Below are 10,143 nucleotides of genomic sequence, written 5' to 3' on the forward strand. Positions count from 1 at the left end.
CGCCATGGCAACACTGGATCGACAACTCGGCGTACAGAGTGGCAAGGTCTGGTCATCCGTAAACGCTGGCACACTTGAGTGATCGTTTTGAGCATGTATTGATTGATTGTCCACCCATGCTTGGTGTGTTGATGATTAATGCCTTAGCAGCCTGTGATCAGTTATTAATTCCGGTGCAAACAGAATTTCTTGCACTGAAGGGACTCGAACATATGCTACACACGCTGGCGATGATCAATCACTCCCGCAGCCAGCCATTGCCACATTTAATCATTCCCACCATGTTTGATCGTCGCACTCGTGCATCAACGCAGACCTTGCGAATGCTCAGAGAACAATACCCGGATCAGCTATGGCAAGGCATGATTCCGGTAGATACGCAATTTCGTGATGCGAGCAAGGCAGGCATCCCTCTACCAGCCCTGAATCCTCAGGCTAAAGGCACACTCGCATACGCCGAACTTTTGCAGGCATTGTTGACCAAGCAACAAGCGGAGCTCAGTCATGCCTGATCATCCGATTGTCGACCAGCAAGAGGCACTGGCTGTCTATCTGAGAGATATGTTTGATGAATCGCCGTCAGAAATCACTCAAACAGCACCACCAATCCAGGAAACACAAATTGACATTGCGGAACCAGCTCAAGAAGCTGTCGCCGAAGATTGGCGTACGCAACCTTTTCAGGCTTTGCTGATGGACATTCACGGTCTGCAACTGGCGATACCGCTACAGCAGCTCTGTGGAATTCGAGAATGGCCAGACACAGAACTACCTCGACTACCCGGAAAACCAGACTGGTATCTGGGCTTGTTGAGTGAGGACAGATTACACACTCAGGTGGTGGATCCCGGACATATTGTTTTACCGGCAGAAATGCGACAACGCTCGGCAACACCTGCCTATATGGTGCTCATAGATGAAGGCCGCTGGGCGATTGCCTGCCATGCCGTCAGTGAAGTCATCACCTTGCATCCAGACGATATCAAATGGCGTAAAATCGCGGGTAAAAGGCCTTGGCTGGCTGGCACAGTGCTGGAAAAAATGTGTGGTATTCTGGATATTGCAGCGCTGGTCGGCCTATTGAAAACCTGACGAATGGCATGAAATCTGCTTGAAAACCTCCATAAACGTCATAAAAATGACAAACCGGCCGCAGCGGCCAAGCGGGATAAGGATTGAACTATGAGCGAGAAAGACGCCGCCGGGAATGATCCGGTATTGCAATGGGTAACCTATCACCTGGAAGATGAGATCTACGGCATCAATGTCATGCAGGTTCAGGAAGTCCTGCGTCTGACTGAAATTGCGCCTGTTCCGGGTGCTCCAGATTATGTCATTGGCATTATCAACCTCCGTGGAAGTGTCGTCACCGTCATTGATACCCGTCTTCGCTTTGGTTTGCCAAGTAAGGAAGAAGATGATGCATCAAGAATCATCATTGTTGAAGTTAATGGCAATGTGGTCGGCATGCTGGTCGACTGTGTCGCGGAAGTCGTCTATCTGCGACAGTCGCAGATAGATACAGCCCCGAATGTCAGTAACGATGACAGTTCACGTTTTATTCAAGGCGTCTGTAGCCGTGAGCAAGGCCTGTTGATTCTGGTCGATGTCAACAAACTGCTTACTGAAGACGAAATATCGGAGCTGGCGAGTCTGTAGCTTGTTCAAGTTATGGCTGATGAAATCTCACCAAGTTTGCCCCTGACACCCACGCCACCGGTTGACGTACCTCCAGAAGATCGAAGACGTCAAAAACCCGGCTCGGACAAAGGCAAGCAAGAGACAACTGATGACGATGAAACAACAGACCGTAAGCCCCGTCCACCGCATGACGGTTTGATAGATGAATATGCATGATTCGCCCGGAGGGCCAACACAATGCTGATATACTTTATAGCCGCTTTTATAAGCTTGCTGTTTGGAGCTGCTCTGTTGCGGTTCTGGCGCATTCAAAGGCAACAAGCAGAAAAAATCACCGCCCTGCAATCACAACTGTCGGCATTATGTGCTGCGGCAGTAGGAGGCGATGAACGGATTTTACGTTTTGAACAAACGCTGAATAAACTGCGTGAACATCAGAATACGCTGGATTTGAGCATCGTCAGCCAGACCGGTTACGATCATGCCATTCGCTTGGCTCGCAAAGGCGGCAGTGTGCAGCAACTTATCGAGAACTGTAATCTAAGCGATGAGGAAGCTCATCTGATCACGCGTCTGCATGGTCAGGCAGCAAAATCTTCTGCTGACCTGCACTAGGGACTGTTGCCCTATCCTCTCCATCTCTAACTCTGACTGATATCACAGCAGTCACTTTGATAATGGATGAAACAACTCTTAATTGGATTCCGGTACTTGTGGCTGCGGTTTACCAATAAGATAACCCTGAATATAGTCAACACCGTACTCGTGAAGCAGATCCATAGTGCTTTGCCGCTCAACAAACTCCGCGACGGTTTCCTTGCCCAGACTATGTGCAATGTCGATCATTGATTTGACCAGCAATTGATCAACCGGATCACTCTCCAAATCTGTGATAAAAGCACCATCAATTTTCAGAATATCCACCGGGAAATATTTCAGATAGCTGTATGAATTAAAACCAGCACCAAAATCATCAAGTGCAAAGCGGCAGCCTAGTTCACGCAGACCTATCACCATCTTTTTGCTTTGCTCGAAATTTGAAATTGCTGAAGTTTCGGTAATTTCGAAAACCATCCTCGCTGGATTGACTCCGGTTTCCTGAAGTTTTCTTTGCACCAGCGGATACAGACTGTTATCCAGAAAAATATTGCCTGAAAGATTCACTGCCAGCGAAATACGATCAGGCACTGTTCGCATCAACTCAAATGCACGATCGACCACCCATAAATCGATTTGATGAATCAAGCCCATCGACTCTGCGACCGGGATAAACTCAGAAGGATAGTAAAGCGTTCCTTCATCATCACGCATTCGAATCAAACACTCATAATGATTAATTTCACCCGATGACACCGCATGAATCGGCTGGAACTCCAGAATAAAGTTTTCCTGTTTGAGCGCCATTCGTATTCGAGGTGCCCACTCCACACTATGGCGCAGCGCGTGCATTTCCCGATCCTGTGGACTATAGAGATGCACCCGGTTGCGACCACGTTTTTTTGCTGTGAAGCATGCCTGATTGGCATGGGATAACACCTCACCTGCAGTACTTAACTCATCGGCAATAATCAGTTTGATGCCGATACTGGCGGACAGATGATACAAATGACCATGATAACTGAAGCTGTATCCATCAAACAGGTTGTGCAGATCTTCGGCCAATTGCTCAGCTTTTGCTTTGCTGACATCGTTGACCAAGACCGCAAATTCATCCGAGCCGATTCGCACCAGCGTATCTTTGACCGAGAAAAAGCGCCGCAATGAGTTGGCGACCTGAACCAGCAGACTATCCCCTGCCTCATGACCCTCCGCATCATTGAGTACTTTGAAACTATCCAGATCAATGTAAAAAAGCGCACTGCTGACATTGAAGTTGCGCGCCTGAGTCAGACTCTGTTCAAGTGACTGTTCCAATCGACGTCGGTTTGCCAGTCCCGTCAGATCATCGTGGCTGACTGAAAACTGCAGGCGGGCTTCCATCACTTTGAGATTTGCCAGTTCATCCTCAAGCTGCAACTGACGTTGATAGGTGTAATCGCGCTCTTTTTTCACTGCAAGTGCAGTCATGATGGCAGGCGGTAAAGATTCTGCTGTCAGTGGACGGTACAGTAATGATGTCACCCCATAACCCAAGTCTGTAAGTACTTGCGCATGGTCCCATTGGGACTCAGGTGTCAGAGAAATGATGGGGATCAGTCGCCACTCATCAAACTGGTCCATGGTGAGTCGAAGCTCACGAACCGATAATTCGGGCATTGAGCTATCAATCAAAACCAGGTCGATGTCACAGACATCGTCAACAATGGCATGTCTGAGCGCCAGCATCAATGCTTCTGGGCTATGTGCGGTATCGATTTCTGTAAAACCGCTGAGTTGCAACAGCGTTCTTAAATAGCCAGTGTCAGCCTCACGTGCTCCTGCAATGACGACTCTGGAGTCCAGCAAATCGGCGACATCCGCAGCCGATACAGGCGCGTCAAGAACAGATCCATGGATCTCCTCAGGTACCGCTGGAAATGCGTTGCTCGGAGTTTTCATCGTCTGTGGTCAGCTTTTTCGGCGTCGCCCAAGAAATAGTTATGGTCTGAAAGTATCCCTTTTATATTTAAAAATCAATACTTAATATGTTTTTTGTAATGCTGTTTATAAAGTTTTTGTGGGCTGACAAAACAGGCAGGTCAGAAAATCAATTTGTGAATCTCACTGCCGTTAAGTAGTTTTTCCTTTAGATACAGGGACTTTGCCTGAGACCATGTAGGCATAGGCGATGACTTCTGCAATGGCGCGATATAACTCAGGCGGGATCTCATCACCTAGCTCAAGATCTTTCAATAAATCAGTTAACAGGCTGTCTTGCCGCAAGGGAATGTTGTGTTCACGGGCAATGCGAATGATTTCTTCAGCAATTCGCCCCTCACCGCTGGCAGTGACAGTAGGCGCATTGTCACCGTCATAGTGCAAAGCGATCGCGCGTGTCAAAGCTGATGATTCACTCATACATGAATGTCCACATAGGTTTCAAAAGCATCATGCATCTCTGAAGCTTGTTCGATGGCAGACAACGGTGCAACAGGAGCACATCGGCAGTTCAGTTGACCAACGGCCAGATCCACTGTCTGCAAACGTGCTCTCAGATCATCCAGATACTGTGTTAACAACTTTGCTGTTTCGGGACGTTCTGCAACCAGAGTGACGGACACTTGCTGTTGATGCAGCGTCAACAAAGCCTGCATGGGCCCTGAATTAGTAGTTTCGAGGTTGAGCTGAACTTGCCAGATATCCTGTGACTGATCAACATTGGCCTGCTGTTGCTGAATACGCATTCTGACTAGCGATAATTCCTGTCGATCCCGCACTGGCAACTCCATTAACCAAACCGGGTTACTGCTTGGCAATTCTGGATCACGCACCATCGCCAGTTGATTCAGCTGCACACGTGCTGTCAGGCTGCGAACTTCCTGCAACAAATCACGCAGCAGAGACATTTCGATAGCACGCGTCACGGCCGCTGCGTCTGGCCTTGTGCCAGCAGTAAAGTCACGCGTCGCCTGTTGGAGCTGTGCGATGATCTGCTGCAAATTGAAAGTTGTCTCTGGCAAGCGAGTCAGGCCTTGTGCCTGGCTGCTATTGCTAATGAATGAAGCCAAGGCAGCTCGAATCTCTGCCGGTAATTGACGCAACAACTGTTCTGTTCGTGGCCTTTCAGAATCAGCGGCCAACTGCTGTTCAACTGCTGCCGCCAGACGCATCAGATTACCCTTGAAATCCTGTGTTGTCGGCTGTCCGGTTTGCAAACGCTGTTCCAGAAATTGTCCCGAGTTCTGCAGTGCATCTCTTAATACATTGGCATGCGGTAATTGCTGTCGCTCGACCACATGACTCATCAGCTGCGCCAATGGCGCGCTCAATGGTGCAGGCAATGTTCGATTTGAATGTTGAATGTTCAGCGTCGAAGGTAATAAACGCTGATCCTGAACCAGTGGTAATAACATTCGTTGCAAGTCACGAATTTGCGCGGCAATGTCAATCACTGCCGGACGCAATACAACAGATAAGGGTTGCAGTTTGGCCACTTCCAGCTGCAGCATTTGACCAGGCTGAAACTGCCTGCCAAGCGAACTGACATCAATTTGCATTTTGGCAGGCAACTGACCGCCGCCATCTTTTATCGCCACCAGCAATTGTTGTTGTGGTTGAAGCGCCACTATTTCGGCATTAAAACGCATGCCCTGCTGAAGCGGTCGCGGCGGCAGCTCCGCATCAACCATCTGCAGCGCCAATCTGCCTGCTTGCTGAACCACTTCCAACTGAATTTTTTGCCCAGGCTGGACCGCTTTGTCGGCGGTAATTTCAATGACGGTATTACCTATCTGAACCTTCACCTGCTCGGCCTTGGCAGCGGCCGTGACTGCGACAGCTTCCAAACGTTGCCCCAATACCAGCTGGCTGACTAATCTGGCTGGTAAATCCTGCAAAGCGGGGCCACTAATCGTCGATGATGACTGAGGTACCTGCATCCTTATACCTTTTGGATTCTCAGTGCTAGTATAGCAATCACGCAGGGATTTGAAGCATTGCCGATGAACAAACCCAACAAGCTCTGGTATACGCGCCGAAACGAGACGATCAGTGGTCCTTTCACCCTATCGCTGATCCGCAGCAATTTTTTGGCTGGCCGGTTGTCAGAAGAAGACATGATCAGCGACGATCAGATGCAGTGGCAAACTATTGCTGAGTTTCCCGAGTTGGCAAATCAGCCAAAACCAGAAACCATTCATCATCAGCTGGATGAAAGAGATGGCTTTGACCGGCGTAGTCAACAAGCAAAACCTAAACGTAGCCAGCGCATAGCCCAAAGACGGGCCCCTGAACCCGAAGATACCATTCAGCGAAGACAATTACGGACGATGATCCTGCAAAAACAACGTCAACAACATAAAGTGAAAATCTGGCCTCTGATCGCAGTGTTACTGCTGATCGTGGTGACAGGATTTTTTGCCGTCAAACAAAGCAGTCAGATGGAAGTAATCATCCAAAACTGTCAGGCACCACCGATTCCTGGAGTGAACTGGGAGAACTGTTTACTGTCCAGCAGTGAACTGGCACAAAGTAATCTGCAACGTGCCAATCTTCGCAACACACAGCTCGCAGGCAGTAATTTGATGGGCAGTAATCTGGATCAGGCACAACTCGCTTATGCAAACCTGAGCTACACCAATCTGAGTTATGCTAGCCTTAAAGAAGTATCCTTGCTTGGTGCCAATCTACAAGGTGCCGATCTGACCAATGCCAATCTTGCAGGTTCGAACCTGACCCATGCCGACTTGCGTGGCGCAAAACTGGGTGATGCCAACCTTGAAAACACCCGCTTGGACAATGCGATCTGGACAGATGGATTTATTTGCGCGCCGAGTTCATTCGGCGAATGTATCCCGTTGATCCGACAATCACGCTAAGCCAACACTTCGCTCAGTGTAATGTTCTGGGTACTGCCAGGGTGAATGCCGGAATATCCACTTCAAAGCGTTTGCCGTCATCATCAACCATCATATAGTGCCCTTGCATCATGCCCACGGGTGTATCAAGCATTGCCGCACTGGTGTAAGTGAATGACTGTGCCGGACCCAGATAAGGATGCTGACCGACGACACCATCCCCCTCCACTTCCTGTTCGTGACCATCGCCTCCGGTGATTTTCCAGTAGCGTGACAACAGTCTTGCAGATGAATTGCCTTGATTACGAATAGTAATCGTATAGGCAAATAAGTAACGTGACTTTGCAGGGTCAGACTCATGATCCAGATAACTGGTCTCAACGTCGATCATAATGACAGGATTTTTTTCGCTCATAGTTCAATTATACAGTGCTTTAACTGCCAACTGCTCAGCACCTCGCAAACCACAATCCTGGGCCAGCACCAGATTCACCGGGAATTGTTGCATCAACCCCCGCATACGGCCCTTGGCTGAAAACGCTTCAAGGAAGTGACTGCCAACAAAGGCATCCGCATTTTTTGCCGCAATTCCACCGGCCAGATACACTCCACCACGCGGCAGACAGGCCAGCGCGGCATTGCCCGCCTGAGCACCAAACAGACTGACAAACACATCCAGTGTTTTTCTGGCCAGCAATGAGTTTTCCTGCCGGGCAAATCGACTGATGGCTGCCGCAGGGTCACCCTCGGTCATTGCCTGACGCAATGCCGGATCCTCCTCGTGCTGTTCGTAATCACGCAGAAAATTGTAGAGTGTTACCAGACCGGAACCTGATAACAAGCGTTCAACAGATACATGACCAAAACGCTCTCTAAGTCTGGTCAACAGCCGATCCTGAAGCAGGTCATTAGGCGCAAAATCCATATGTCCGCCTTCGGTTGCCAGCACCCTCCAACCATCAGCATCGGCAATTAAAAGTGCCTGTCCAAGCCCGGTACCTGCACCAATCACCAGTTTCGGTTCAGTCGCTTGCATCTCTGCGGCTTGCAGGCATAACAATTCATCTTCAACCAGGGATGGAATACAGTGCGCCAGCGCGGCAAAGTCATTGACCAGCCTCAGCTTGCCAATCGCAAATTGGCCAGACAGTGCAGCAGCATCGATTTGCCATGGCAGATTGGTAATGCTGGCATGTCCCTGCTGAACTGGTCCGGCAACCGCAAAACAGGCCGCAGAAAATGTCTCTCCTAACAGGCCGATATCTTTGAGAAAGTGTTCCAGCAGCGATTCAAAATTATCAAACAGCGCACTTTCATAGCGTTTCTGTTCGAGACGCAGCCCCTGCTCGTCAATCAGACTGAACAGGGCTTTGGTGCCGCCAAGATCCGCTGCCAGAAGCTTCGACATCTACTGGCCTGCCGCGGCTTTGTCCATAAACCAGAAATAATCACCTTGCGGAGCCAAGCGCTGTACTGGCAAGCCAGTCACCGCTTCAGTGGTGATATCACGCACGATTTCCGCTTTGGCTTCACCAGCAATAAAGACAATCACTTGCCTTGCGGCGTTAATGACAGGGTAAGTCAAGGTCACCCGCCAGGACTGGAATTTTTCAACAAACAGACTGGTGACCAGTTTATCGGTCACTTCCAGCGCAGGTGTTTCCGGGAACAATGAAGCAATGTGGCCATCAGGCCCCAAGCCAAGCAAAACCAAATCAAAGGGTTGCTCTTTCATGATCTGCTTAATCGTTTCGGCGTAATGACCGCAACAACAGCCGCATCACCAGACTCTGTGGGGACGCGGTGAACGTTTTCCGCAGGAACAGGAATGTGGTCAATCATGGCCAGCCGAGCCATTTTGAAGTTACTGTCATCGTGCGTCGGCGCAACACAGCGTTCATCACCAAAAAACAGATGTACTCTAGACCAGTCAACTTGCTCGACAAAAGGTGACATCGCCAGTTTCTGATACAGTCCTTTTGGTGTTGAACCACCCGCCAATGCAACGAAAAAAACGCCACGCTTGGCGATGCTTGCGCGGGCGACACTGACAAAATGTTCGGCGGCTGCGTCGATCAAGGTACTGGCATCAGCCAGGATTTTTTGTTCTGCTTTCATTGATGTTCCCCGGATAAAATTACTTGCCTGTGCGGTCTATTGGCTTTAGCTTTTGTTATTTGCAAGCCACCACTGTTGAACAGCGTTACAGAGCAATTCCGGCCAGCGTGTTGCCGAAATAATACTCACAGACGTTATTCTGCATTGCTTGTGTGACGTAAATGTATATTTACGTCACCAACAGGCGACTATGTTAATGACAAATCACCGCTGGTGCCCTGACTTTTCGAGATCAGACTACCAAAACATCGTGGCACGATGCCATCTACACTTCACAAGGAGCATATGGTATGAAAAAAGTTCTGTTCATGCTTGCAGGTTTTTTATTCAGTCACATCGTTATCGCAGAGTCACTGCATTACCAAATCATCAATCTTGACGCTACGGCGCAAACTGAAGTTGCAAATGATGAATTGATTGCCCAGCTACAGGTGATGCGTTCAGGCAGCGATGCTGCCCGACTCAGTCAGGAAGTCAACCGACAAACCGCCCGGGTCCTTGATGAGCTCAAGGCTTACCCGGATATTGAAGCACGCACCACCGCTTATCAGACGCGTCCGATCTATCGGGACAGCAAGATCAGCAGCTGGCAGGTCACTCAAACCATCAATCTTCGCAGCAAAGATTTTGACGCGATGAGTCAGCTTCTGGGCGATATTGCTGATATGGCAAACATCGCCTCATTGCAATTCCAATTGTCTGATTCAATGGTGGAAAATACCCGAAACACACTGATGACCGAAGCCATACAGAAATTCCGCGACAAGGCGAGTCTGATTCAGCAGCAGTTTGGTGAGCCGGGCTACCGACTGGTCAATCTTTCTGTCGACACCGGCCATTATTTTCCTCAACCAGCCATGGAACGCGGCATGCTGATGTCGGCAGATATGGCGGTAAAATCCTCTGCACCTGTAGCTTTGGAAGCCGGCAGCAACACTGTCAGTGTGAC

General features: G+C 49.3%; 14 protein-coding genes. 7 read left to right on the forward strand and 7 right to left on the reverse strand.

Translation table 11 applies throughout. The features are described from left to right. Positions 1-74 precede the first annotated feature (74 nt). The 5 genes from MPL1_RS12515 (at position 75) to MPL1_RS12535 (ending at position 2,256) form a co-directional block, all read left to right on the forward strand. Positions 75-512 (forward strand): ParA family protein, encoded by a 438-nt coding sequence (locus tag MPL1_RS12515; protein ID WP_009727504.1) that lies wholly within the window; start codon positions 75-77, stop codon positions 510-512. Next, positions 505-1,092, forward strand: coding sequence for a chemotaxis protein CheW (locus tag MPL1_RS12520; protein WP_009727505.1), 588 nt, complete (start codon positions 505-507; stop codon positions 1,090-1,092). Before MPL1_RS12515 ends, MPL1_RS12520 begins: the two co-directional genes overlap by 8 nt. A 90-nt stretch (positions 1,093-1,182) precedes the next feature. Then, positions 1,183-1,659, forward strand: a complete 477-nt coding sequence (locus MPL1_RS12525; RefSeq protein WP_009727506.1) for a chemotaxis protein CheW — start codon at positions 1,183-1,185, stop codon at positions 1,657-1,659. 12 nt (positions 1,660-1,671) lie between these two features. Further along, on the forward strand, positions 1,672-1,857 hold the full coding sequence (locus MPL1_RS12530) for a hypothetical protein (protein WP_009727507.1): 186 nt from the start codon (positions 1,672-1,674) through the stop codon (positions 1,855-1,857). A 21-nt stretch (positions 1,858-1,878) separates the two neighbouring features. Further along, positions 1,879-2,256 (forward strand): DUF2802 domain-containing protein, encoded by a 378-nt coding sequence (locus MPL1_RS12535; protein ID WP_009727508.1) that lies wholly within the window; start codon positions 1,879-1,881, stop codon positions 2,254-2,256. A gap of 78 nt (positions 2,257-2,334) precedes the next feature. Here MPL1_RS12535 and MPL1_RS12540 read toward each other — a convergent pair whose 3' ends face one another. The 3 genes from MPL1_RS12540 to fliK form a co-directional block, all read right to left on the reverse strand. Beyond that, on the reverse strand, positions 2,335-4,179 hold the full coding sequence (locus tag MPL1_RS12540; protein WP_009727509.1) for a putative bifunctional diguanylate cyclase/phosphodiesterase: 1,845 nt from the start codon (positions 4,177-4,179) through the stop codon (positions 2,335-2,337). Positions 4,180-4,350: 171 nt separating this feature from the next. After that, positions 4,351-4,638, reverse strand: coding sequence for an EscU/YscU/HrcU family type III secretion system export apparatus switch protein (locus MPL1_RS12545; protein ID WP_009727510.1), 288 nt, complete (start codon positions 4,636-4,638; stop codon positions 4,351-4,353). Then, positions 4,635-6,158: a flagellar hook-length control protein FliK gene (gene fliK, locus MPL1_RS12550; RefSeq protein ID WP_009727511.1), complete on the reverse strand. Its 1,524-nt coding sequence runs from the start codon at positions 6,156-6,158 to the stop codon at positions 4,635-4,637. Before fliK ends, MPL1_RS12545 begins: the two co-directional genes overlap by 4 nt. Before the next feature lie 63 nt (positions 6,159-6,221). Between fliK and MPL1_RS12555 the strand changes: the two genes are divergently transcribed. Further along, on the forward strand, positions 6,222-7,097 hold the full coding sequence (locus MPL1_RS12555) for a pentapeptide repeat-containing protein (protein WP_009727512.1): 876 nt from the start codon (positions 6,222-6,224) through the stop codon (positions 7,095-7,097). A 13-nt stretch (positions 7,098-7,110) separates the two neighbouring features. Here MPL1_RS12555 and apaG read toward each other — a convergent pair whose 3' ends face one another. From apaG to MPL1_RS14335, 4 genes are read right to left on the reverse strand one after another with little or no spacing between them, the layout of a single operon-like run. After that, positions 7,111-7,491: a Co2+/Mg2+ efflux protein ApaG gene (gene apaG / locus MPL1_RS12560; protein ID WP_009727513.1), complete on the reverse strand. Its 381-nt coding sequence runs from the start codon at positions 7,489-7,491 to the stop codon at positions 7,111-7,113. 3 nt (positions 7,492-7,494) lie between these two features. Then, the gene (locus tag MPL1_RS12565; RefSeq protein WP_009727514.1) at positions 7,495-8,484 is read right to left on the reverse strand and encodes a glucokinase; all 990 of its coding nucleotides are present in this window, start codon (positions 8,482-8,484) and stop codon (positions 7,495-7,497) included. Continuing rightward, a complete protein-coding gene (locus MPL1_RS14330) occupies positions 8,485-8,811 on the reverse strand; it encodes a 6-phosphogluconolactonase (protein ID WP_268743778.1) in 327 nt (108 codons plus the stop codon). Next, a complete protein-coding gene (locus tag MPL1_RS14335) occupies positions 8,808-9,194 on the reverse strand; it encodes a 6-phosphogluconolactonase (protein WP_268743779.1) in 387 nt (128 codons plus the stop codon). The genes MPL1_RS14330 and MPL1_RS14335 overlap by 4 nt, the downstream gene beginning before the upstream one ends. Positions 9,195-9,484: 290 nt before the next feature. On the opposite strand from MPL1_RS14335, the gene MPL1_RS12575 reads away from it, so the two are divergent. After that, a partial coding sequence (locus MPL1_RS12575; protein WP_009727515.1) for an SIMPL domain-containing protein occupies positions 9,485-10,143 on the forward strand: 659 nt, incomplete at its 3' end.

The sequence above is a fragment of the Methylophaga lonarensis MPL genome (assembly GCF_000349205.1).
Lineage (GTDB): Bacteria > Pseudomonadota > Gammaproteobacteria > Nitrosococcales > Methylophagaceae > Methylophaga > Methylophaga lonarensis.

What these genes read in the sequence shown, in the direction of transcription:
- MPL1_RS12520 (WP_009727505.1), top strand. Translation starts at nt 505, where the DNA reads ATGCCTGATCATCCGATTGTCGACCAGCAAGAGGCACTGGCTGTCTAT.
- MPL1_RS12525 (WP_009727506.1), top strand. Translation starts at nt 1,183, where the DNA reads ATGAGCGAGAAAGACGCCGCCGGGAATGATCCGGTATTGCAATGGGTA.
- MPL1_RS12530 (WP_009727507.1), top strand. Translation starts at nt 1,672, where the DNA reads ATGGCTGATGAAATCTCACCAAGTTTGCCCCTGACACCCACGCCACCG.
- MPL1_RS12535 (WP_009727508.1), top strand. Translation starts at nt 1,879, where the DNA reads ATGCTGATATACTTTATAGCCGCTTTTATAAGCTTGCTGTTTGGAGCT.
- MPL1_RS12540 (WP_009727509.1), bottom strand. Translation starts at nt 4,179, where the DNA reads ATGAAAACTCCGAGCAACGCATTTCCAGCGGTACCTGAGGAGATCCAT.
- MPL1_RS12545 (WP_009727510.1), bottom strand. Translation starts at nt 4,638, where the DNA reads ATGAGTGAATCATCAGCTTTGACACGCGCGATCGCTTTGCACTATGAC.
- fliK (WP_009727511.1), bottom strand. Translation starts at nt 6,158, where the DNA reads ATGCAGGTACCTCAGTCATCATCGACGATTAGTGGCCCCGCTTTGCAG.
- MPL1_RS12555 (WP_009727512.1), top strand. Translation starts at nt 6,222, where the DNA reads ATGAACAAACCCAACAAGCTCTGGTATACGCGCCGAAACGAGACGATC.
- apaG (WP_009727513.1), bottom strand. Translation starts at nt 7,491, where the DNA reads ATGAGCGAAAAAAATCCTGTCATTATGATCGACGTTGAGACCAGTTAT.
- MPL1_RS12565 (WP_009727514.1), bottom strand. Translation starts at nt 8,484, where the DNA reads ATGTCGAAGCTTCTGGCAGCGGATCTTGGCGGCACCAAAGCCCTGTTC.
- MPL1_RS14330 (WP_268743778.1), bottom strand. Translation starts at nt 8,811, where the DNA reads ATGAAAGAGCAACCCTTTGATTTGGTTTTGCTTGGCTTGGGGCCTGAT.
- MPL1_RS14335 (WP_268743779.1), bottom strand. Translation starts at nt 9,194, where the DNA reads ATGAAAGCAGAACAAAAAATCCTGGCTGATGCCAGTACCTTGATCGAC.